The organism is Paenibacillus sp. FSL R7-0128 (assembly GCF_038002245.1).
Lineage (GTDB): Bacteria > Bacillota > Bacilli > Paenibacillales > Paenibacillaceae > Paenibacillus_AQ > Paenibacillus_AQ silagei.
The window spans coordinates 1,660,016-1,685,557 of record NZ_JBBOCD010000001.1 but is presented as its reverse complement, the minus strand read 5'-3'; the positions used below and the strand labels follow the sequence as shown (position 1 = coordinate 1,685,557).

15 protein-coding genes and 1 pseudogene are annotated in these 25,542 nt (G+C 43.6%); 1 reads left to right on the top strand and 15 read right to left on the bottom strand.

Annotated elements, in window-relative coordinates:
- Positions 1-10: 10 nt before the first annotated feature.
- A pseudogene (locus tag NST26_RS06925) lies at positions 11-352 on the top strand (TIGR04141 family sporadically distributed protein); the annotation flags it as partial.
- Between the two features lie 282 nt (positions 353-634).
- Here NST26_RS06925 and NST26_RS33990 read toward each other — a convergent pair.
- From NST26_RS33990 to NST26_RS06855, 15 genes are all read right to left on the bottom strand, one after another.
- On the bottom strand, positions 635-787 hold the full coding sequence (locus tag NST26_RS33990) for a transposase (protein ID WP_155991593.1): 153 nt from the start codon (positions 785-787) through the stop codon (positions 635-637).
- 149 nt (positions 788-936) lie between these two features.
- Entirely contained in the window at positions 937-2,010 is a 1,074-nt protein-coding gene (locus tag NST26_RS06920) for a hypothetical protein (protein ID WP_340955254.1), read from the bottom strand.
- Between the two features lie 9 nt (positions 2,011-2,019).
- Positions 2,020-3,030 (bottom strand): hypothetical protein, encoded by a 1,011-nt coding sequence (locus tag NST26_RS06915; RefSeq protein ID WP_036727835.1) that lies wholly within the window; start codon positions 3,028-3,030, stop codon positions 2,020-2,022.
- Between the two features lie 110 nt (positions 3,031-3,140).
- Complete coding sequence (locus NST26_RS06910) at positions 3,141-4,169, bottom strand: BtrH N-terminal domain-containing protein (protein ID WP_036727833.1); 1,029 nt, start codon at positions 4,167-4,169, stop codon at positions 3,141-3,143.
- Between the two features lie 203 nt (positions 4,170-4,372).
- Positions 4,373-5,968, bottom strand: coding sequence for a serine hydrolase domain-containing protein (locus NST26_RS06905; RefSeq protein ID WP_340955258.1), 1,596 nt, complete (start codon positions 5,966-5,968; stop codon positions 4,373-4,375).
- A 39-nt stretch (positions 5,969-6,007) separates the two neighbouring features.
- Complete coding sequence (locus NST26_RS06900; protein ID WP_340955260.1) at positions 6,008-6,949, bottom strand: hypothetical protein; 942 nt, start codon at positions 6,947-6,949, stop codon at positions 6,008-6,010.
- Positions 6,946-8,430: a class I adenylate-forming enzyme family protein gene (locus NST26_RS06895; protein WP_036727827.1), complete on the bottom strand. Its 1,485-nt coding sequence runs from the start codon at positions 8,428-8,430 to the stop codon at positions 6,946-6,948. Before NST26_RS06895 ends, NST26_RS06900 begins: the two co-directional genes overlap by 4 nt.
- Positions 8,427-8,675 (bottom strand): acyl carrier protein, encoded by a 249-nt coding sequence (locus tag NST26_RS06890; protein ID WP_036727825.1) that lies wholly within the window; start codon positions 8,673-8,675, stop codon positions 8,427-8,429. The genes NST26_RS06895 and NST26_RS06890 overlap by 4 nt, the downstream gene beginning before the upstream one ends.
- Positions 8,650-9,456: a 2-amino-3,7-dideoxy-D-threo-hept-6-ulosonate synthase gene (locus NST26_RS06885; protein ID WP_340955267.1), complete on the bottom strand. Its 807-nt coding sequence runs from the start codon at positions 9,454-9,456 to the stop codon at positions 8,650-8,652. The genes NST26_RS06890 and NST26_RS06885 overlap by 26 nt, the downstream gene beginning before the upstream one ends.
- Positions 9,457-9,495: 39 nt before the next feature.
- A complete protein-coding gene (locus NST26_RS06880; protein ID WP_036727821.1) occupies positions 9,496-10,590 on the bottom strand; it encodes a 3-dehydroquinate synthase II in 1,095 nt (364 codons plus the stop codon).
- Entirely contained in the window at positions 10,587-13,775 is a 3,189-nt protein-coding gene (locus NST26_RS06875; protein WP_340955268.1) for an amino acid adenylation domain-containing protein, read from the bottom strand. Before NST26_RS06875 ends, NST26_RS06880 begins: the two co-directional genes overlap by 4 nt.
- A 15-nt stretch (positions 13,776-13,790) precedes the next feature.
- Positions 13,791-20,978 carry an amino acid adenylation domain-containing protein gene (locus tag NST26_RS06870; protein ID WP_340955270.1) on the bottom strand — a complete coding sequence of 2,396 codons (7,188 nt, stop codon included), beginning with the start codon at positions 20,976-20,978 and terminating at the stop codon, positions 13,791-13,793.
- A 24-nt stretch (positions 20,979-21,002) separates the two neighbouring features.
- Positions 21,003-21,974: a serine hydrolase domain-containing protein gene (locus NST26_RS06865; protein WP_036727815.1), complete on the bottom strand. Its 972-nt coding sequence runs from the start codon at positions 21,972-21,974 to the stop codon at positions 21,003-21,005.
- A 22-nt stretch (positions 21,975-21,996) separates the two neighbouring features.
- On the bottom strand, positions 21,997-23,847 hold the full coding sequence (locus tag NST26_RS06860) for a hypothetical protein (RefSeq protein WP_155991592.1): 1,851 nt from the start codon (positions 23,845-23,847) through the stop codon (positions 21,997-21,999).
- A 528-nt stretch (positions 23,848-24,375) separates the two neighbouring features.
- A complete protein-coding gene (locus NST26_RS06855; protein ID WP_340955272.1) occupies positions 24,376-25,539 on the bottom strand; it encodes a U32 family peptidase in 1,164 nt (387 codons plus the stop codon).
- Positions 25,540-25,542 lie beyond the last annotated feature (3 nt).

Here is a 25,542-nt window from a genome sequence, read left to right as displayed (position 1 = left end):
AAAGAAAAGAACACGTTCAGCGACCCTAAGTCACCTCTTTGCTCATGATTCTGTTTCAATGGTCTTATTAAAAGATTCATCTGATTATTTAAATTTTGTAGTAGAGCAAGCGAATGTGAAGTTCCCAAACGAGAACTTTAATCAGGAAAACCTCCCATATAATGATTGCACATTAGTTTATGTTATTTCCTCCACGAACCCGAATGACATCAAGGCAATACTCCCATACTTCAGTAAAGTAAACCTTTTGCATCATGTTAACCTAATTAAACGTTTAGGTATCAAGGTTGCCTTGTTCAAAATTCCTGTAAATGGAGAGGCTAATGAGACTGATGAGGGCGAAGAAGAGTAAAAGTAATTTATTTTGTCATACAGTAGGACGTTTAAAGGGACGAGTCATTATGATTTGTCCCTTTTTTTACTTGTGACTTATTTTAGTTCATCTCTAGACCACTCTCATTTTAACAGGTAAAAGTTTATTCAAAGAAGAATCTCAGCCTTAGCCTTATCGAAGTATTGGTTTAGCCAATTTGGAATAATGGGAAAGTCGTAATTCAAATCGGTCGTCTGGACTTTAAATTTCCCCATCGCCTGTGGCCGCAGAAGGTGTGCCCGTATGGCCGACCTGGTTTTTTCACGCACCGCAAATCCAGTTCTCGAGTGGCCATTTTGGAATGTTTAGTTCCAGAGCAATCTCATCCATAGACTTCCGTTGTTCTTGAATGTTCTTTACCGCTTCTTCTTTAACCTGTTTGTTGTATCGCTTCCGTTCGGCCCTGGTTACCACCTCTTTTAGTGATTAATCTATTATCCTGAGTTAGATTTACCATATCTATCTACTAATCTAATTCAAACCTTCTGATGAAAAGCTTTGCAAGGTCCCGGTCGCGTTGTTTTGAAGAGCCATATAGGCATCACGCTACTCCGATATTGTTCTTATAAGAATACATAGAGATCATGTAAAAGCCTGTTGAGAATTACAATCTCTTTTCTCACGTAAGAATCAAGCATACTGCAAAACAATTTGTTTTTCATGTGTTTTTTTAATAAGTTTCCTTTCAATACAACATTACGCAGTTTCAAAAAATCGCGTTGTAAATCCTTTGCATCCACTATGTATTCAACTTCTCTTTTGAATATATTTTTTGAAATATATTCAATTCTGTCCAGCATTACTTTTTTATGTTCCCACAATAAGTAAAAAGGGCGTATATCAAAATCGTGAAATTGTAGTTGATAGTCATAGAATTCTTTAAGTGCTTCATACACATTCCGCATTTCTTGAAATGAAGTGGAATTCAGATAGGCGTCTAGTAAAGAAACAACTTGCTTCAGATCGAACGCAAGATCGGCATTTTGGGGAGCGTAAAGATAAATATACTGCATCCAATGATATTCTTCCCGATCAACTCTAATAAGCCGATTTGCACTCATAAATGCTTCTTTGAATTCATTAAAAGTAATTTGGGCTTCAATAAAACCACTCTTTTCGTCATATCCAAGCACATGAAAAATCATTAAATCCGAATCATAACCATATAAAAACAATTCATGCGGAGTATGATTTTGATGAAATACACGTTTGCGAAAAGGTATAAAATAATCATCGAGATATATTTTGATGTAATAGCCGTTTTCAATAAACTGAATAATGGCAACAACAATATCTTTCTCAATTAAGAAACCATTTTCTTTCATTTCGATAGCATAAGGAGAGTAATTGTGAAATGGCGCATTGGTGTCATAGTTAAAAAAATCTATAACTTTGTTTGTTTCTTGAGGAAATTCGGGAGGGCAAGCAATTTGAATATAGTTCGAATATAGCCACGCTTCGTGATTTTCGCATGCGGTCACAATGGATAAATGAGAGGGATGAACCGGATACGAGATGATGGGAGGCTTTCCAATACAAAGTTTTTTTTCACAATTAATCTCCTCGAAATCATTTAGATTAGGAATGAAATTCCACCTAGGATTAGCATACGTAGCCCTGAAATAATTTGCCGTCAAAAATTCCGCTCATTGTGGAACTATCTCGGTCAATAGCTGAATAACCTCGGATAAAGTACGGATTTCCCTTTCTCGAACCTCCTCTATAACGTTTACAATATGCTCCAGCACTACTGGATTTTTATTCATCTGATACTTCAAACCAATATTACGGGCTTTCAATGCGTCTTGTTCGATTTTGCAGTATTCATTTATTAAGTATTCCGGTATGTCTAACGTTGATGTATCCAGCAAATATTTCAACCTGGATACCATGCATTTTTTGTGTTCGTAAATAATATGAAGAGGACGAATATCCAGTTCGTCTGTTGATTTTCTGAGATACTGTACAACGGAATCATATACATCGACCCCATATATGTTTTCCGATGGATCATCGTACATCCGAAATCTGATCGAAGTATTCCGCGATAATAAATAATCCTGCATGAGTTCAATAGTAATCTTCAAATTAAAATGAAAGGACTTTTCGAATTTCACTTGAAACAAGTGCATTCCATTGGCCCATCGGACTAAATAACCATCCGAAGTTTTTATATCAATAAAAGCTTGCTCGAAGTCACGTAAATTGACTTGCGAATATCCGTACTGCATTTTTGCATTAAAACCAGCGACATCTAGAACTCCTTTCGTCTCGTCGAAACCATATAGGAGAATATCATGCACATTATGAAATTTCCGATATGCCGACCGATTCGGGATATAAAACTCATCAACAAACGTAACAATATAATGATCGTTACTTATGGAATCGATGAGAAACCTCATTGGGTCAGCGTATTTGAATATAAAAGTTTTCGGTAAATACATTTCTTCCAATAGAGGCGACTTAGGATTCAGTCTCGAAAATTCATAAAAGTTTAAATTAAATTGAGGAGTATCGTTATTACAGTAGAGTTGAATATAGTTGCAATAAAACCAATCGTAAAATGACGGATGCAGTGAACTTATTGATAACGGGTATGCGTGATGTTGATAACCTATAATTGGTGACTCACCCAACGGCAACTTTTTAATCATACTGCTAAGCACCACCCTTATATTTTTTTATCTCTATCAAATAGACAACCTTCGTATGATCAAATAAACACAAGCATATCGCACAATTCGTGAGGATAGCTAACAGTCCGCTATAGTAATTTCACCAGTTTTCTTAATGCAATTTCTTCGGTATTTACAACTTCACTAATAATAGTGTCTATTTTGTCTAGGATACTATCATTTTTAGTCATATTATATTTTATAGTCAGGTTCCGGATATTTAATGAACTATTTACAATTTTCTCATAATCACTATAAAAATCGTACACTCTTAAGTTTAGATAATTGATTCGTTCAACCATACACTTCTTATGTTCCCATAGAAGGTGGGGAATTCGTATATCCAAATTTTTAGTATCTTTTGTCTCTTTTACTTGCTTGATGAGTTGCCGCATATAGCTATAAACTTCATGGCCAAATATCCAATATTTTATATTCTGCGCATAAGCATGAGGCCCATCAATGGGATTTTGGTCCCAGTAGACTCCATTATTGATAATGTTCGATGATAAATAACCTTCTATTTGATTTTTGAGATGTGTGGTGTTAAGTTTATATTCGCCTTCTTTAAAATTAATTACTCGAAACAATCTTCGAAAGTGTTCGCAAATATCGCTTTCCCAGGCTTCTATCAGTTGTTGATATGAAATCATTGTTTTTATAAACTTACCGTTGTCTAAATTATCAGCTATATAAAATATATTTGCTTCATCATCATACCCATAGACAAGTATAGAATGTTCTTTATGAATTTTCTGATAAGAGTTGCTTTGGGGAATATAAAACTGATCCAAATAGAGCCACACATACTTATTTTGGTTTAAATAACCAATTAAAGTATCCTTAATCCGAAATATGTACTCATAGTAAATTGTTTTATGTGGCGGCTTATAAACCTCTAGCCACGGACATGAGCTTAATCCATCCCCATACTCAAAAAAAGTGAAATGATCAGTAAAATACAAAGTATCATCACAAGTATTAATTCCTAATGATATAAAATTACTATAATACCAGGGAAGATAGCTTTCATCTTTCGCAATAATTGAAAATAATGCAGCATATACGTTGAAGGTATTTAGTTTGGGTTCATACATCGGCAGAATAACGCTCTTCACTGTTAAATCATCTCCCAAATATGGTGTTGTAGGCATGATGCAGATTTAGAAAGGAATCCCTTTTTCATATTTCGATTGAAAGATGTGCACAATGCATCGCTTATCCCATCTTCCTTTTGCTAGTTCTCTTCCCGTAAAGCAATCAGCTCCTTCTCTTCCGAAGAAGGATTTCCCTCTTCAGAGAAAGAGCCTGCCGTTTACGCTCACAACAATATGGACCTGTCTATTCTAGTAAAGTATATATTTTTAGCTTGGATGGCAGAGGATACAATGCACCCGATCACTTGGTCATTCTCCCTAACAAATTGGACAGACCTGAACCAGTAGTGTTCCCCGGAAAAGTGATCCCTCTGATAATGAAACAATTCCATACTTCCATGCTTCATATGCTCCGCGTAAAGCTCTTTCTCCCGTACGATCATTCGGTAAGCAACGTTCAGCCCGCTGTTATAATACACACCTGCATAGGCCTCAACCCCATCGGATACAGGCACAATCTTCTGCACCCGCTTCTCTTCGCCGCACCAAATAAGTGTCATACTGTCTATCCGGTTATCCCCGTTCCGATAAAATACAACAGGATCACCGTCTTGATCTATGAAATTGTCCTGCAAATGCGGAACCAGTTCGAACTTGGGCCCGCCTGTTATTTTCCAGAAAACTTGTCCGTCCTCAATGCCAATAACCGCAACATGTCCTTCGCAGATGAGGTAATGGCCCGAAATCTCTTGATCCGGTACATGCTGGACAGACCGCAAGGGCTGGCCGGATTGAGCCGCCACCTGCTCTTCCTCACTGTCATTTAAGAGAAACTCTATAATCCCTCTTACAATATCCCATTCCTTCAACGAATCGAGATTGCTAAGCAGCGCGACGCCAATGCGTTTCTCTGGAATAAAGCTAAGTGCGCTTCTGTAGCCTGCGTACTTCCCGCCGTGTTCCAGCACCTGTACCTTGTTATGCTGGCCGAGAAACAGACCGAAGGCATAATTGGTTACAGACCCATCTGCCAGTTGGCCCGGTACGGCCATTCGCTCCACAACGCTTCCTCCGTCAAGGAGATGGCCGAGCCATTGCCCCAAATCCTCAATGGTGGTGTATAGGCTGCTTGAACCAGCCACGCGCAAATAGTCCCTGCACTTCGCATACGTTCCGCGGTCTGCCAGCCGATAAGAATACGCCATACCCGGAACAACCTTATACAAATCATCATTGAAGAAAGAATGCTTCATTCCGATACTGCCAAACACATTCCTGTCCATCCATTGATGAAAAGGCTCACCCGCAATTCTGGATATGATCTCCGCCAACAGCGTGTATCCAGTGTTGACATATTCGAATTGCTCTCCTGGCGCAAAATTGCGAGAGTTCATGCGGGGAATCAGCGCTCTCACATCATCCATTGTAATTTCGTCCCCAAAGCGCCAACCGGCAATCTGCAGGATATCGCCCCATTCCTGCAACCCGCTGGTGTGGTACAACAAATGACCGACGGTAATTTTACCGCTTGATTCCGGAAATTCCGGCAGATAGGTGCGAATGTCCTCGCCGAGGGACAGCATATTTCGTTCAATTAATAATGAAACCGCATATGCGGTAAATTGCTTTGCCAAAGAACCGGAGTCAAAAACCGTACGGCCTTGAATAGGCATCTCATACTCCAGATTGGCTGCCCCGTACCCTTGGATAAGAACGGGTTCGCGGTCCACATACACTACAACCGCAGCTCCAGGCGAGTGTTGGTCGATCGTATCTTGCATCAGAGAGTCCACGTACCGCATCAAAGATTTCTGATCCATGCTTCACCTCGTATAAATGACTTTTTTAATGCGTTTTTATCATAGCCGAGTGGCAAGCTGCTCTAACCCGGCAAAGGCTTTTCTCTCCGACTGAACGGCATGCATAACCCGCTCTATGATTCTGGCTCTTAAATCCTCTTCCATGGTATGGCTTAGTTTAAACAGCAAATTAGCGATCATTCTCCACTGTTCCGATAAATCATGAAACTCTTCGTCTTCACTATCGCCGTAAATATCCCGTTCTCTTTTTATCTCGGCTATAAATCTGCTCATGAGCAGCCTGCTTTGCGCCAGTCCTCCGGGTCTTTGAAGTTGAAAATAGATTGGGTAGATCTGCTCTTCCCCCGTATGTGTCCGTATCGTCTCACAAAGCTTATTCAACCCGTCATAACCCAACAGCATGTCCCCGTGTGATGTCATATTCATATGCTTTACCGCACCGAGCAGTCCCCTCCTCTCCATAAGGTACCGGTCTTCCTTCCACACCGGTAAGCCGTCAAAAGTGTATAAGGTAACCAGTCCATCTCCGAATCCCGCCGCTTTTGCAAAAATATCCGTATCCAGCTCTCTGATGCCGTTGTCGTAATAAGTAAACCGTTCCTCCGAAAGATGAAGGAAAACTACGATCCTGCCGCAATCCTTCACACCGTAGTTTGGAGAATACTCCAGATAGAAGTCATTGACCCATATGAGGTATGGAGTCCTTCTCATCTGTTCCAGGTCCTGGATCACCGGGACATCTATGCGGGTAAGCTTATGCGTGAATAAAGCTTCGAATCTTATAAACAGCTCCTGAAAATCACCATTAAATCCAAATAAATAGTCTGCTCCCCGGACATCTTGATTAATGCGGAAGCCAACCAGCCCCAGAATGCCCCCCAGCCAATCCTCTGACACATTTAAGCCGTGGAACTGGAGATAATTCCTTACGTTGGCAAGAAAACAAAAATTGCGGGTATCTTGCTGGAAATTATCGGTCATTTCAGTTCGGACTCCTTAATGCTACTTGAGATAAGTCGCTCATTGTTGAGCTGTACGCTCTTGCCAAGACTGGTCTTTGTAATCTCATTAACGAAATAGACTACCCTTGGTGCTTTGTATAAGGCCAGTTTCTCGTAACAATACTGCATAATCTCTTCTTGTGTAACATTGGCAGCCGGATGGGGGATTAGATATGCCGCTACAATTTCTCCAAATTCGGGATGCAGGAGGCCGCCTACCATCACATCAGCCACCCCGGGATGTGCCGCTAGCACCGCTTCCACCTCTTGCGGATTGACTTTAAGCCCGGCGACATTAATCATCTTCTTGAGCCTTCCCAGAATGAAGATATTGCCCTCACGATCCATTTTTCCAAAATCACCTGTAGGCCACCAATCGTCTTCGAAAGGAGCATCGTTTAAGTACCCGTAAGCATGCCCTTTTTTACGGACGAATAGCTGTCCCTCTCCGCTTCCTTCATCCGTAATCCGTATCTCAACATTAAACAGCGGCTTTCCGACAGATTCAATATTAAGCTTCATATCGGGACTTAAATTCACGGCCATAGTACCTGTTTCAGTGCTTCCATATTCCTGATGGATAACATGACCTGTCTGCTTGTAGAATTCGGCCGCCTCCATCTCCTTGATTGGAGCACCTGCTGAAATGCATAACCTTAATGATGACAAATCATATGTACGGGATTCCAGCTGTTGGATTAACAGATGATACATGAATGGAACCCCTTGAAAAACCGTCGCTTTCTCCTCCTCTATAGCCTTAAGGATTGGTCTAGGAATAAAGGTGTCATACAACAATAAAGTCCCCCCAATAGCCAAACACGACAGGAAACAAGAGCCAAACGCATAGGAATGGAAAAAAGGGGTAACTCCTACAAATATATCATCAGACGTAAACGGAAGCGTTCCCAAATAGTTGGACAATGCTTCGTTCAGCGTACGGTAGGTATTGACGATTCCTTTGGGATATCCTGTTGACCCTGAAGTATACAGAATCAGCGCGATATCGTCCTGACTGGGCACCTCCAAGGCGTTGGCTTCCGGTGAATCAGGGCTAAATCCGGTAGCGTCAGGCTGGAGCCGTGAATTGACATCAATGATAATCTCATCGCTTAGATCTACATATTGCCGTAAATGCTCCAGACTCTGTCCATTTCCGATAATGCACTTCAATTGGTTCTCAGCAAAAATATGTTTCATTTCTTGCTGATATTTAATATCTGCAAGCACCGGTATCGCTCCGATACCGGTGCTTGCAAAGTAGTGGACAACAAAATCAATGCTATTGGGGAGATATAACAGAATTTTATCCGTTCTGCCGATGCCCTTATCCGCCATATCATTCATTACTCGGGTAATCTCCTGGATTAAGGACCGGTATGTCCATTCCTTTCCTTGATATTTGATGGCGGTATGGTCCGGCCTGTTGCAAGCATGACTGTGAAGAAAACTGAACGTCATTCAGGCTCCTCCCCCGACTGTTTTTTTTGGATGCTGTCAAGCAAGCTGCTGACGGATGCAAAACCGCCCCTTGCCCAGTCTTCATCATCGATACTGATGTGAAAGGTTTGTTCAATAAGTGTCATGAGTTTAAGAAATGCAAGAGAGTCCATGACAATTTTCTTATCGCAATACAATGTATCTTCGGCGTCCAACTCCAGACCCGGCAAATCTCTCAGCTTATCTAAAATATCTTGGCGATTCATCGAGTTCCTCCGTCTCAATGCGAAATAAACAGTCCTTATATTCGTATTCCCGGTGAATAAGCCTGCTTAACGTTTGCGTTACCGATTTGGGATTCGGATGCTGGAAGATGTTCCGTCCCATTGCAATTCCCGAAGCTCCCCCAGCCAAGGAATTTTCCACCATTTGTAATAATTCAATTACGGGTTGCTTTATTCCTCCAGCTACTATGACTGGAATGTGAACACTATTCGTAATTTTCATAACCGCTTCCCTTGAACCCGGATATTCAATCTTGACAATATCTGCCCCCAGCTCTTGTGCAACTCTGGCCGCATGTGCAGGGGTATCTGCACCGCCATTTTTCGCATATATCATGACTAAAAGCGGCATCCCCCATTCCTCACAGGAATATGCCACCCTGCCTAAATCCTCCAACATCCGGGGCTCATATTCCACTCCAAGATTCACATGCATGGATATCCCATCTGCCCCCAGCTTTACCGCCTCTTCTACTGTCGCAACAAGCACCTTGGCTCCTTGTGCCGGATTCAGTACGGTTGAGGCAGATAAATGAATCAACAATCTGCAGCGCAACGGTTTTGGCAATGTCAATACTTGCCGGAGGAGGCCTTTGTGCATCACGACTGCATCAGCCCCTCCCTCATCCACTTGTGTAAGCATATGTGCGATATTCTCCAGGCCTTGCAATGGCCCATTGGTTACACCATGATCCAAAGGAACTATACATAGTTTACCATCTGATGGAATTAATCTTTGCAATCTAATTTGCTTTCCGTTCATTTTCCAACCACCTCTCTCTGAAGATACAGCAGTATTGGATTATTTCTCTTCAAAGTGCTCATCAATTTTAATCCCGACATGCCGGCCTCCCGAACAAATATAAGCCGCCAATTCATCCCCTGGCTTCAATGTCGAAGCGTTATAGGGTTCTCCATTAAATCCTAAAATGCGGATATGCCAATCATCCTGTACAATTGTATTGATAACCTCATTCCCGGCATCAACCTCAATTTTTATTAAAGGTCTCATTTCCGTTTTCACTCTGCCAACAGATACTTCCCTCGTATTCCCTTCTACATCCACACATAGCACTCTACTGCCAGCCTTCAGGTTAGCCAAATATTCGGTCATCCCCTGCGGAGTCCAAATATATGAATGAATGGCTCCCGCATTGACACGGAACGGCCTTAGCTCCATATAGGGAAGATAATGGGTCTCCGAACTGACCAATAGCCCTCCTCTTGAAGTAGAGCCGATGATCATGCCCTCAATTTGCGTCATCAGACTGGTGGTATCTACACAAGCTCTGTACCCCATACCAATGTGTTCTATACTTCTAACGACACCTTTGACTAGATTCAACTTGCCTTGTTCCTGTTTACCGAGTAATTCATTCATTTTCACCAATTCGGCAGCCTCTTTCGTTTCTAGAACTACACCATGACATCCCACTTCCATTACACCGAATGCAATTTCCGCATCCTGTGCGCTATCCACCGCCTTAAGAATTTTCGTGTCGGTCTGTTGAAGACGGGCGATTAACAGCTCCAAGGGGATGTTGGTAACATCCTTAAATTCTGCGATCAAAAAGTCATGCTTCATTCCGGCTTGCCAGGCGCTGTCCATTTCCTCTTGATTTCCAATTTGTTGAATAAATGCAGTGACATAGCCCTCTGCTTTTTTGGATTCCAACAGTACCCTGTTTCTGGACATGATAATGACCTCCATGCTAAGGTCCTCGCAGTCCTCTTCATTCCGGCACTCCACAATAAATTTTAATTTGCTGGGAGCTTTCAATATTCCCAAGGCGCTCCGCTGAACGATTGCATATTCAAACCGCTGGCTGAACAGCAACGGCCAAAGATTGCTTGCAGCTTCAATTTCTCTTCCGTCAAACCATACCGTTTTATTCATAGGTCATCATCTCTTTCACTAATGGATTGGAGTTGTTTCTTGGATTTCATAAACGTAACCAGATCTTCAACCGTACTTAAATGGTCACCCGCTAGCTCTCCGTCGTCAAAGGCAATATCCGTAATTTGTTCGATAATCACGATCAGCTTGATGTATTCCAGTGAATACATGCCCAGATCATTCAGGAGTACCTTCGGCTTCACCAGCTCTGGCTCAACGCTCAGAATATCCACTAATATCTGCCGAATGTTCATAAAGTCCTCATCCTCCAAATAGGACATGTCCTCCTGTTCCATGGCAATCACGCTGGTTGCAAGCTCCCGGGCCATTTGGGCAAGGACATTTTTATGAATCTTTTCATTAGCAGTTAGAGGAAGCTGGTCTACCTTAAAAAACTGCCCAGGAATCATATATTGCGGAAGCAGCTGCTCCAGCCGCTCCCTTAGTTCTGAAGGGGTCACGGAAGTACCCGAAATATAGAACGCTACGATTTGAGAATGTTCATTATCGTCATCGGTCACAACTGCAACAGCATTTGTAATTCCAGGCAGGCCCAACATGACATTTTCAATTTCTCCGAGTTCTATTCTGTAACCGCGTATCTTGATCTGGTCATCCATTCGCCCCGCTATTTCCAGCTCACCATTCATCCCCCATCTTGCGATATCCCCGGTTTTATAGATTCTGATATCTTGGGAATGTCTGCTGTATACGAACCGATCAGTGGTTAAGCCGGGTTGCGTATATCCTCTGGCCAGTCCGGTACCCGAGATATATAACTCTCCGTACACCATCGGCGGCTGCAGACACATATTGTGGTCCATAATATAAATCTGCATATTTGTGATCGGGCCGCCAATTGTGACATCGTCCTTATCTGTCATATCTTCCACTGTTGCATATACAGTGCATTCGGTAGGGCCGTAAACGTTGTATACTCTTGCTCTGGTATTCTCCCTAAGCTGCTGCAGCAGCGGAGGTGACAGCGGCTCTCCGCCGGTTATCACAATATTCACCTTTTGTAAGACAGGGGCTGATATATTGTCGCTTAGTATAAGCTTCAGCTTAGACGGGGTGAATTGCAGTATTTTAATTCGTTCATTTCCAATTAATTGAGCCAGCAGCCTTGGATTTTTTTGCTCCTCCTTCGAGGCGATGACAACCGTCATGCCTATACATAAAGGCAGAAGTGTCTCCATTACAAAAATATCAAAAGAAAAATTAGAAGAACATAATATGGTCTGCTGGGAAACAAAATCAATCTTCTCATTCATCCCCTCAATAAAATTGACAACCGCTTGATGTTCAATTACAACTCCTTTTGGAGTTCCGGTTGAACCCGAGGTATAGATGAGATAAGCCATGTGGTTTCGTTCTGCCAGCGGGAGCAAATTAACATCGTCATAATCTTCGTATTTAATGTCGGCAAGGTTGATCACATCTTGATCAATTCCGGGCGGGACTTCATCCATGTTCGTCAATACCAAGGCAGTCTGGCTATCCTGCAAAAAATACTTAATTCTTGCTTCCGGCAATTCAGGGTCAATAGGAAGATAGGCCCCCCCTGCTTTTAAAACGCCTAAAACGCCCACAATCATATCAACAGAAGGCTCCAGTAGTAATGCAACAACACGTTCCGGTCCAACCCCCCTGTCTCTTAAATACCGGGCAAGCCTATTCGCGTGACGGTTAATCTCGTTATAATTAAATGTCTTATTATCAAAGACGACCGCAGCGGTACTTGCTGATAGTTCTGCCTGTTGCTCAAATATTTGATGGATGTTCTGTGTATAGTAATGATTGCTGACATTATTGAAGCTATACGGGATGAGATGCTGCTGCAGAGACGATATCTCCATATGTTCCACCGGCATTTCCGGTTTGTCCAATACTTGCTGGATCAGACTTCGTAGATGACAAGAGATCGATTCGATAAATTCCGGCTGATAAACATTTGCATTGTATCTGAAATGAAAGGTTATTCCATCCTTCATAATCGGAACCGTTACAGTGCAGTTGTAATTAGTCTGGCCGGTCATATGAGTCTCTTCAATTTCAAAAGGAAGCCCGCTCTCTTCACTGCCAGCTCTTATATTCTCGTTGATGGGATAATTCTGAATGACCAAGATATTATCGAACAGTTCCTTCTGAAGCGGGCTCATAGCCTGTATAGAATTCAATGGGTAATGACTATAAGCAGTTGTTTCAATCGACTCTTTTTGTATTTGTTTAAGCAGATTGCTGAAGGGAATTCCTTTCGGAATATTCATTCGCAACGGAACCGTGTTTACAAACAGTCCCGGCATTTTTTCGATTCCCTCCACGGCGGGATTTCTACCGGAAACAACCAAGCCGAACAATACATCGTTTGTACTGTTGTAGCGGGACAAAAGTATTCCCCACAGGGCTTGAATCAAGTTGCTTATGGATATTTTGTTGTCTTTGGCAAATACAATCAACCAATTCGTCCATTCTTCACCCAAACTGAATTCAAATTGCTTCTGAAGAAACCCGGATTTTTTTTGCTTTAGCAGCGCGGGTAAGCCTGTCGTCACTTTTAAGCCGTCAAGATATCCTTTCCAGAACAATGAACTCGTTTTATAGTCTTTTTGTTCCTCCACCCACTTCACGAATGTTCCGAACGGTACAGCTTCGTCCAAGCTTGGCTGCTTACATTGGGACAAGGATTGATAAACAACAAGAAACTCATTGAACAGAATCCCCATTGACCAGCCGTCCAAAATAATGTGGTGGTAAGACCAGATCATCATATAGCGGTTCTGCCCAAGTTTCACCAGTGTTGCCCTGATTAACAGGTCTTCCTGTAATTTGAACCCCCGTGTCCGATCTGCTGCCTTTAAGCGCTCAATGTATGCGCTCTGTTCCTCCAATTCCAAGTGCGAGAAGTCATGACAGGCGACGCGGGCTATTCTTTGCTCCAGTGTAATCTGCAGGAAATCCTCTACGTTCTCATAAACAAATATGTTGCGAAGCACCTGGTGCCGATGGATTAAATAATTTAGACTTTCCTCGAATATCTTTAAGTTTACTTCTCCTTTTACCATAACGCTGCATTGTTCGAAGTACGTTTCCGGGTTGCCGCTCCGCAGAGAATGATATAATATTCCTTCCTGTGTAGGTGTCAACGGTAAAATACTTTCAATTTCATTTATCGTCGTTTCCAAGGCTCCAATCCTCCGCTATTTGAGATTTTTGATTCGTTGAGTGAGCTTGTCCAGATCTTCAATTCGCAGATTCTTCCGATACCCCAAATCTGAAGGAGTCTTCATTTGCGTATCGCGCAGCATGCAATAATCCAGAATCCCCTTCAATTGTTCAAAGTATAAATTCATCAAGCTCTGCATTGATTCATACCGGTATTGATTGTTGCTGAAACGGACGGATGTCACCAGCTCATCGTTATTGATCCAGGCTTTAAACTCCAAAGCAACCGTCTGCGGAAACAACGGGCTTATCGTCTGACCGCATTGACTGGATACAAGGAAACCCGGTATCTTCTCAGCCGTTCCCTTCTCGGATTGCCCACTATACGAAAAACTGATTGCAGGCGTGATTTCAATTTGTTCGCGGTTTGGAGTTAAATAGGCAAGCATTCCAAAACCCGCTCCTTGATTAGGAATTCTTCTGATCGTCTCCTTGATATTTCTGATGTTGTAGGATAAGTCGCCGGCTTGTTTCATCTCTATTAAAACCGGAACCCTTGTATCAAAGCAGCCAACCGTCCTCTCCGTGCTCCCCCCGTTATGGACATTGCTTCTTCCGCTCAACTCCATCTGTAGAAGCAATCGTTCCATTCCGGACCACTTATGAAAAGCCAGCATCAGAGAGGTAATCAGAAGATCGCTGATCTCGGTATGAAATGCAAGATTGGCTTTCGTAAGCAGAGCATCGATATCCAAGCTCGGTATTGCAACCTCAATGACTTCACTTTCTCCAACTGTGCCTGCTGTTCCGCCCAGTTCATTCTTCAATTCAATTCCAGCCGCTAGTTTCTTTAAATTTCTCCAATACGGCAGTTCGTTGTCCAAATTAGAACTGGCATATTCAATGGTTTGTATTGCCCAATCCTTATATGAATGCGTTTTGTCCGGGAATGTAATGCTCTTGCCCTGGAGAAGCGCTTCATACCCTGAAACAAAATCCTCATAAATAATATTCAAAGAGATACTGTCAGCAAGAAGATGATGAATAACGACAAGCAACCGGCTATCTGTGCCACACTCATACAGGGCCAAGCGTACAAGCGGTCCTTCTAACAGATTCAAGCTGCTGTGAATAGCATCCGCACTCTCCCGGAGGATACGCTTAGAATGCTCCTCGTCCAGTCCGCAAAGGTCAAAGCTCTCTAATGAGAAAAGACCGCTATCCCATCCCCTGTTGATCTGAACGGTTCTTGTACCCTTCCTGGCAAATATGCTTCTTAAGACGTCGTGATGCATCAGGATAGAGTCGAAGGTACTGTGTACCAAGGCCTCGTCAAACCCGCCCTCCCGATGAATCATCATGGCTTGATTGAAGTGGTTGACCTGGCCGTTCGCAACTTCAAAAAACCAATGGTGAATCGGCATCAGAGGAATCTCTCCTACGATGAGGCTCTGGTCAATGCTGCTGTTGGTATCCTTAAGACATTCACTTAGTTTGCTGATCGTCTGAAATTCAAACAAATCCTTCATATCGAAGTACATCTGATGCTTATGCAGCTGCGACAAGATTTGAATAGATTTGATGGAGTCTCCGCCCAACTGGAAAAAGTTCTCCTCCACTCCGATTCGCTCGTAACCGAGCACTGCCTGCCAAATCTCCGTTAATATCTTCTCGTGCTCTGTTACAGGCGCTGCATAAGGAGTTGTGTCCGGCTGATGGTGATTCTTCTTTACGGCTGGGAGCTGCTTTTTATCCACCTTGCCATTTCCGTTAAGAGGAAATTGATCCACTTCAATAAAGTAAGAAGGAATCATGTAATCGGCCAGCTTCTCCATCAGGTACTCCCGTAAATTCAAGGATATGCCCTTGATTACTGGGAGATAATACGCGACTAAGGAACGATGACGGTCTTCATTCAAGAAATCCGATACAATAGCCTCTTTAATTGCCTCATGCTGCCTTAACTGGTATTCGATCTCTCCGAGTTCAACCCGGAATCCTCTGATCTTGACCTGGTTCTGCTCTAACCTTCCCATAAACTCAATATTGCCGTCCGCAAGAAATCTGCCCATATCACCGGTTTTGTACAACTGCTTGCCAGTGTAGGGATCACTAAGAAAGGCTTCCTTCGTCATGCCCTCATTCTTGTGATATCCCAGGGAGAGCCCCGCACCGCCGATAAATAGTTCTCCGACAGCTCCATAGGGCATACGCTGCAGGCTGTTGTCCAAAATGTAAAACTGATTATTGTCAATCGGCTTTCCGTAAGGAATGCTTACCTCATACGCACATGATTCCTCTATCGGATAATATATCGACCATATTGACGCTTCTGTAGCACCGCCGAGGCTGATACATTGGGCATTTGGAAAGAAGCCCTGTATGCGGGCCGGCAATCCGACACCGATCCAATCTCCGCTCATAAACACCAGCCGCAGATACGTCTGCTTGGTCGTCAACTCGCTGTCTTCCATGTATCCGACCAAATGCGATAACGTTGAGGGAACAGAATCCCAAAAGGTGATTCTCTGCTCGTACAAAAGATTATGCAGCTTACGTGGATCCATAACGCTTTCTTTATCTGCTATGACAACTTGTCCACCTGCCGATAAAATCCCGAATAAATCATAAACTGATAAATCAAAGCTAATTGAAGTCACAAATAAAAGCCGATCATCCCGTCCGATGTCAAAGCGCTGATTCACCCAACAAATCAAGTTCACCACGGAATGATGTGCGATGGTTACCCCTTTGGGGGTTCCTGTCGAACCTGATGTGTAAATTATATAAGCTACATCCACTCCGCTTACTCTTACATCGTTGTTATGCGATGGAAATGACCTGAAGTGTTTGTCGTTATACCGTAAGAGACGGGGATGATATATCCCTTCCTCCGCGTCACCTGACACCATTAAGCGGACTTCCGCATCCTTCATAATCGCTTCTTTTCTTTCCTGCGGATAATCAGGTTCGATTGGAACGTATGCCGCCCCCGATTTCATGACCGCAAGTAAGGTTACGATCATATCGAACCCGCGATGCATACAAATAGCTATCCGATCACCCGGTTGTATTCCGAACTCCCGTGTTAAACAGTGCGCTAATCGATTGACCTTCCGGTTTAATTCGCCATACGTGATCGTTGCATCTTCCAAGAGAAGTGCAATATTCTCCGGGAACAACTCCGCTTGCTCCTCAAAAAGCTGATGGATGGTTGTATTCGATGGATACTCTTTCTGCGTCTCATTAAGAGCGTTCATCCGCTCCAATTCCCGGTCATTCAGAATCTGTTCTTTATTAGTCTGGATATCGGGATTCTTAATGAATTGCTCCAAAATAGCAAGATAGTAATCGGCATATATTTCGACTTCGGCAACCGGCAAATAGGCTTCTTTATAAATCATTCTGATTTCCAGTTCTGAGTCAAAATTGCTGATCGTAAAATCAAATAAAGTATTGGTCCGTTCATAGTTACTGATCGACAATTCACTCTTCGCTGACAGGTCCTGCTTCACTTCGTTATAGACATAGAAGTCTACATAATTAAACAGGGTATCGAAAAACGGATTGGAGTTGCCCATTTCACCCAGATGTTTGGAAATCTCATATAACGGCATTCTTCCAAAATACTTTAGCTTTGTTAACTTCTCTTCAACGCGATGGATGAGATCCCTCCAAGTCAACCGGCTGTCCCCCAACTGAAAGCGAACAGGAATCGTATTCAGGAAGCAACCCAGTATCTTATGACTATCCTCAGACATAAGCCTGTTCTGATCTACAATACCTGCTACAATATCATTATCGTGGGAATACAGGTTCAACATATACAGATAAGCGCTGAATAAGACGGTTTTCAAAGAAACTTGATTCTGGGCAGCAAATTGCTTCAGCGATTGTGTTGTAATCTCATCAATCTTAAATATGGATGCCTTACTCTCCGCCCCTTCTCCCGCCTCCTTACTGCGTTTAGGGAATTGAGAGCGCTTATACTCGTTTAGCTCTTCCTCCCAGAAGTGATAAATGTCGTTCTTTTCCTTCAGCGATAATTGATAGAGAACGTAGTCATAATACGTACTGCTTAATTTCTCAAACACGGCGAAGCCATCTGATTTCATTTGGAAATACGTATTAATGATTTCCGTACTGAAGGTTGCGTTGCTCCAACCGTCCAGCAAAGCATGATGGAAGCTCCAGCAGATGCAAACGGATTGAGTATTAATTTGGAATGCCTTCATTCTCCACAACAGCGAGAACCCTTCCTGCAACGGGTAAATAAAAGGCTTACGCTTATCCTCTTCCTGGTATGAAGCGATGATTCTTTGCTGATCGTCTTTGGAGTACCCGGTTATGTCTATGTAATCAATAATATAATCCATATTATTGTGAACGATCTGAACCGGCTCGTGAAAATGTTGAATATCAAATGTGGTTCTGAGAATAGGATGCTTCTTCAGCATTAATCCCATGGATTTATTAAGCGCTTCCAATACAAAGCAGTCATCCTCAATTTCATAAACAAATTGTTCATGATAAACAGCATCCCCGGAGTTTTTCAATGAGTAAAAGATCATGCCCAACTGAATATCGCTGATCGGGTAAAAATCTTCATATTGCTCAGGAAGAAAAGCTGCCTGCAGCGGATCGTTTAAGATGGTGTCCCTGAGCTTTTCGACACGCTCGATAGCACCGGATAAATCGTTCGCAGGTGATTCATTTTGTTTCGCATGCACGGCTAATCGGCGAATCGTCGGATGTTCATATATATAGCTGATATCCAATTCAATGTGTGATTTCTGCAAAGCTGCCACAATCTGAATAGCCTTAAGGGAATCTCCCCCCAAGTTAAAAAAGTTATCGTCAATTCCAAACTCACTCAAACCTAAAATCCCCGCCCAGGCTTTATGGATTCTACGTTCCATTTCATTTGCAGGCTGCTCCTGGCCGTGATCTACTTGCTCTGTTAACATCTTCAGTGCATGCCGGTCAATTTTCCCATTGGCATTCAACGGCATCTCATCCAAATGGATAAAGCGGGCAGGAATCATATAACCCGGTAAATAAGCACTTAAGAATGCAGCGAGCTCCCCCGCCGGCGCGGCCTTACCTGCAGCATAATACGCGGTCAATTCCTTATTGCTGGAACGGTCCTCCTGAACCAGCACCACTGCAGACTTCACCATTTCAACCTTCAAAAGCTGCAGTTCAATTTCAGGAATTTCGATCCGATTTCCTCGAATTTTCACTTGATAGTCGATCCGGCCAATGTATTCCAGCTCACCGCCGGCTGTCCATTTTGCCCAATCGCCGGTTCTATACATCTGTCCCTCATGGGTAATGCAGTTATCTTTAAATCTGGCATCAGTGAGGTCCTGCTGATTCAAATAACCTCTGGCAACCCCTACACCTGTGATGACCAATTCTCCCGGTACCCCGACAGGCTGCAACTGATTACTGCGGTTAACTACAAACAATCCGATGTTATCAATCGGCTTGCCTATTGGGACTGCATCAGCCTGATGCGATTCACTGCACACATGATACGAAACATCAACGGTTCCTTCAGTCGGCCCGTACAAGTTCACCAATTGCTTATTCCGGAAGACGGAGTGGAAATTTTGTACATGCTTTCCGTGCAAGGCTTCTCCGCTGGCAAACACTACTTTTACTGTATCCATAAGATGTGCGTTCCCGGTTTGTTGAACATAATCGACAAAGATATCAAGCATCGACGGAACAAAGTGCATCACCGTCACCCCGCCCTGATGAATAGCTTCCAGTATTGCAATGGGGTTTTTTTCGCCTTCCGGCTCTAGTATGCATACCTTCGCACCTTGGAAAGACCACCAAAAAATCTCCCAAACCGAAACATCGAAGGTATAGGGGGTCTTCTGCAATATGACGTCATTGCGCTGTAACGGAAATTTTTTTTGCATCCAATGCAACCGGTTCACAACGGAATGGTGCTCAACCATAACCCCTTTTGGCACTCCTGTCGAACCCGATGTATAAATGACATATGCAAGGTCTGCCGGGGAATTGACAGGAGCCATATTGGTAGCTTCCCCGGAATAATTCGCCGCTTCATCAAGGGCAATGATCTCCAGGCCTTGCTTCTCAAGCCCGGGACAGCTGTGGTCTGTCAAGACCACCCTCACACGGCTGAAGTCCAGCATATAATCCCGTCTTTCAATGGGACATTTGGGATCAATCGGCAGGTAGCATCCGCCCGCCTTAAGAATAGCCATGATACCGACCAGCATCTCAGGAGAACGCTGGCAATACATCGCAACGGATTCATTGCATCCTACTCCCAGTGAACGCAATTTCCTGGCCAGTTGATTGCTTCTCCGATTCATTTCTTTATACGTCATTCTTTCATTCTTGCAGATAATGGCCACTTGATCCGGCGTTTTGGCCGCCTGCTCTTCAAAGAGCTCATAGAGGAGTTTATCCTTCGGATAGTAGGCTTTTGTGTTATTGAACTCATATATGATTGTATTTTTTTCTTCAGATGTAATATACTCATACTCTTGTATCGGGCGCTCCATACTGCTCATCACCTGCATGAACAGTTGAATGAACCATTCTGTAATCCGGCAAATGGTAGCTTCGTCAAAACTGCCCAAGCGGTACAGTACCTTCCCTTTAATCAGCCCGTCAGTCTGAGCAAAGGAGAACACTAACTCATTATTTGGGTTGGAGCTAAGGCTGGTGATGAATTCTTCCCGGTGTAACCCCTGCATATGCAATGCCACCCGGAATACAGATTGCGCAGCTTCTTCTCCAAGAAGCTCACTTAATCTGCGGATAGAGAAATAATGATGCTTGTAGGCATCCATCAAGCTTTGCTTCTCCTGAAACAGCAGACTCTTAAATGTTTGTTCAGGGTCGATTTCTGTTCGGAGAAACAAATACGGATTCAGCGATTCTTCTGCTAACGCAGGAATAACAACCGTCATGTCATCCTGATCGCACCATTTGTTTAGGAAAACATGCAATGCGCATAAGATCACGGTAAACACCGCTAAATTCTGATTTTTCCCGAGCCGCAAGATTTGCGCCGATAATTCGGCTGGTAGGTTAAAAAGATACTCACCCTTTTCATTTCCCTGAGCAGAATAATCTTTTGGAAGTCTCAATTCCTGGTATTCCTTCCTGAACTTTTCGATCCAGTAATTCATCGTTTCACTTTGTAAACCTGATGAAAGAAGAGATTCATTCATTTTTGCGCCTCCAAAGAGATGTTTTTAACTTAAGCCGATGTATGGGAATAAATGTGTATGCATCGCCTCCATAGGATGGCGGAACCGCTTCAGATGTTTAGCTTGAAAAACAATAACCATATCCGCTTGAGGCAGAATGATTATGCTTGTTCCCCCGGCCCCTGAGGCATAATAGCCATGCGGATGCAGCCACCACAAATATGAATAGGGACCGCTTCCGGCGGTGGATTCAGTTACCCAAGTGGAGGGGATAACTTGTACACCGTTCCAATCCCCCTCATTTAAGTACAAATAACCGAACCGGGCCATATCTTTTGCAGTTAAATGCAAGCTTCCGGCCAAATGCTGCTGCGGATCCTCGCATTCCCAAGCATCGGCGTGTATACCGATTGGACCAAACAGCCACTTGTTGGCCAATTCGTAAATTGACATTTGGCTTACTCTCTGTAACACAGCCGAAAGAAGCCAAGCATCGAAATTATTATATTGAAACCGGTTCATCGCCCTGTTCTTGACAGGAAGCTCAAGAATATACCTTAACCAGTTATCAGACCTGCGCATCCTGTCAACCATTGGCTGACTGTCGGCTGCAAGTCTGGGATAGTAGAAACCCGATGTCATCGTTAATAGATGCTTGATGTTGAGACAGAGTATCCTTGGATCACAATCCTTGCTGAGAAACTCGGGAAACAGTTCTATGATTTGCTGATCCGTATTCGACAGGTATCCTTTAGCTAAGGCTATACCGGCCAAAGCTGACAGTATACTTTTATTCACAGACAGAATATCCCGTTTATCAGTCTCTCTTGTTCCTCTGTAATACTGTTCAAAGGCGATTCTTCCATGTTGTACTACTAAAAAACTGTATACATGGGGGAAATCTCTCTGAAGATGCTTACTGGCATTCCATAACAGCTCCGGATCGATTCCTGCTGAGCTTGGAGTGCCGTATTCCCATTCCTCCGCCGGCCATATCTTTGATCCGTGAACCACCATGGTATTGCTAGCCTCCGTAGTTTTAGTTTAGATATAAGAAGCTTCCTATAACCGAATGCGGATTATGGACTAGCATCTCAGGCGTCCCCTCCGCAATGATAGAGCCGCCCTGTTCCCCGCTTCCCGGACCCAATTCCAAAATCCAGTCACAACATGAAAGAAACAAGGCGTCATGCTCAATCACGATCACGCTATTCCCTCTTCCAACCAATTCATTTAATAAGGTCAGCAGCTTGCCTATATCATGATAGCTAAGGCCCGAAGTAGGCTCATCAAGAACAAACAGCTGTCCTGTATGCTTGTGATCGGCTAATTCCTTAGTCAATTTTATCCGCTGGGCCTCTCCGCCGCTAATCGTTGTAATCGGTTGCCCCAATGCAATATAACCTAATCCTACATTGACCATGGTTAACAGAATCCTTGCGATTTTTGGATCATGAACAAATACTCCAGAGGCTTCTTGTACGGTCATCCGCAAAACGTCACTGATGGTATAGCCTTGATACCGGATTTGAAGAATTTCAGGCTTAAAGCGCTTCCCTTCGCAGCTGGGACAAACATGGCTGAACCGGGCGATCTCAACGATACCGTCACCACGGCATTGCTGGCAAGCTCCCCTGGAGTTGAAGGAGAAATCTCCTTCGGTATAATGCTCTCCCTGATCAATGGCTTGCTTGGAAAACGCCTGCCTGATAAGGTCCCAAACTCCGATGTAACTGGCAGGAATGGACGTTTTGGCCCTGCCTATAGGCTTTTGTTCAACTAAATGGCACTTCCTAATATGCTCCGCTCCATCTAAATGTGTGGAACCGGCAACACTCTTTCTTCCCTTGGACAAGTGCTCTTGCAGTGCCGGAACAAGCGTGTCCGTGATCAAGGAGCTTTTGCCGCTTCCGGATACGCCAGCAACTCCAACCATTGTGCCCAGTGGAATGGCAACATGGATATCCTTCAGATTGTTTGTGTTAACCCCATACAGGCTAAGACGCGGTGTATCTGCAGTTATAATCAGATCTCTTCTTCTCAGCAAACGCTGCACTTGTTCCTTTGCAATATATTGGCTGATCACACTCTCCTTACAGCTGATGAACTGTTCATAGTTTCCCTGGAACAGAATCTGTCCGCCTTCTTGTCCACCGCCGGGTCCGAATTCAATAATGTGCTCCGCTGCCCTTAGCATCATATGGTCATGTTCAACGACTATAACGGTATTACCGGCTTCCTTTAACTTAAGAAGCTTATTAATAACCTTATCTTTCTCAATTTCGTGCAGCCCGACTGTAGGCTCGTCAAAAACATACATGATCTCATTTAATTCAATATCAAAGAATGAAGCCAGATATAGTCTTTGCAGTTCTCCTCCGCTTAACGTTGGAATTCTGCGTTGCAAAGAGAGATAGGACAATCCGACATCCAATAAATGCAGCAGTTTTCTGCACATAAGCTCGGCAAGCTGCACGGACCGCTCATCGTGCCCGTGCTCGGCTGCCTCAGTCAGAATCCCGTAAAGCTCCTTAACCGAAATGGATTTCAGGTATGAGATATGGTGGTTCAATACCTTTACCTTCAGAACCTCCGGAGCCAGTCCGCTGCCCTCACACCCAGGACAAACCGTGGTTTCTGCCCAGTCTTCAATATCTTTTTGAGCGTAGATTTGATTAATGTAGGGAATATAGCCAATAAAATAAAATTCATTGCTCCCATACAAGTAGTCACGCTGTATTGCGGGAGACTGCTTGGAATACGGCAGATTGGCATCAAACCCTGCCAGCTTCGCATAACGCAGAAGCTCCTGTTTCAAATTCCGGTTCGTATCGTTGTACAGGCTTGCTTTGGATAACATTAGCTTTTCAAATATACTTTTTTCATCCACATGGGAGATAACGCCCCGTCCGTAGCATTGAAAACACATGCCGATGCTGGAGTTAGGCGAGAATGCTGAAGGGACGTATTCCCCGTGGCGGCTCCCACAAACCTTACAACTTGTATTGACGGCTACGGTGTTACCGCATACCGTACATTCCAACGTTCCGTAAAGTGAAAAGAACAACTCCAGCAACCGGTTCATTCCCAGCTTCGTCCCGACCGTGCTGCGGGGATTGCTCTGCCGGACAAGCTTCTGTTCCACCGCAACCGTCGGGTTAAGTCCCTCCATCTTGTCGAAGGAAGTAGTCTCATATTCATAATTCAGATCCCATTCTCCAAGTGCGCTAAGGTAACGTTTGGTGCCTTCGTAATGAATCAAATCAAAGGCAAGGCTTGATTTACCTGAGCCGCTCGGTCCGGTAATGACCGTTAACCGGTGCTTCGGTATTTCAACATAGATTTCCTTTAAGTTATGCAGGCGCGCTCTGTGGATTTTGAGCGATGACATCGTAACTCCTCCCCGGTATATACAAGCTTAGAAATCAAACTCGATTTCGATACCGCCTACAGTGCTCGAAGCTTCTTCTTTCTTGTCATGATCAACAGCTCGCACAAATTTCTTGTAATCATCGTATTTGGTATGAAAATCCTTGGCGAGTGCGCTTATTTCATTGACTCCGTCACTCACAACACTTTTGCTGGCATACCTGTCGCAGTAACTGCATCTTGTACAGTCTTTTTTGCAATATCCCTGAATGTCGTAGAAAGGTTTGAGGAAACCATCGAGCAGCTTATTGTCAACTGAAAACTTATAAGCATAATTCGATGAGAACATATCCAGCAATTCCATCAGATTCCCGTCAAATGACCCTCTGAAATATGCTTCCACTGCCTTAAGCGGATTCCCGCGGTTCACGTATTCTCTGCCTTGTAATTTGTAATAGCGGATTCCGATGCTTTCATAGTAATGCAGGTCCTCAGGACGGATCCAAGACAACTTCATAAGTTGGTTTACATCCTGAAAAATTTTCAGCGCACACCTGGTTGTATAGTAGTTTGTTCCTGTATCCATAGGATCCCGTACAACACCGCTTGTCTGGTTGTAATGGAACATCCGGTACGTACACTCCTGATGGCACAGGGAGTTAATAATGATTTCCGATTTGTCGCCGAAAGCGCTCGCGATTCTCCGGAGCATGTCAAAATCCCGGTTGATTGATTCGTCCAGCACGATACGGTCTACACCATTCTTCTTGTAGTGCAGAGCTTTGTTTACGGAATTGATCTGGCAGATGACAGACGCTTTAATCTTTATGTCCAACTCCATGGAGTTCACAAGATCCATCAGCGATGGGAGTGTTACGGTCAACGATCTGACCCCTGCTTTATATAATGCGGATATAAACTGCTTCGTCTCCTTCACGCCTTCTGCAGTAAACTCACGGTTATGCATGTAAGGTGCATTGAAAACATAGTTAAAACCAATGCCCTTCGCTTCACAATACCGGATGTATTCTGTCAAATCATACATGTCAATCTGGGGTAAATATTCGTTGATCCGTCCCGATTCAAAAGAGTTATTAATGGATATTTGCCCGTAAGTCTCGAGTACCTGACTACCGGGATATTGCTTGGCAAGCTCAACATACCCGTTGATTGTAGTCTCTTTGAAATCCGCCGGAATACTGAAAAACCTCATTTT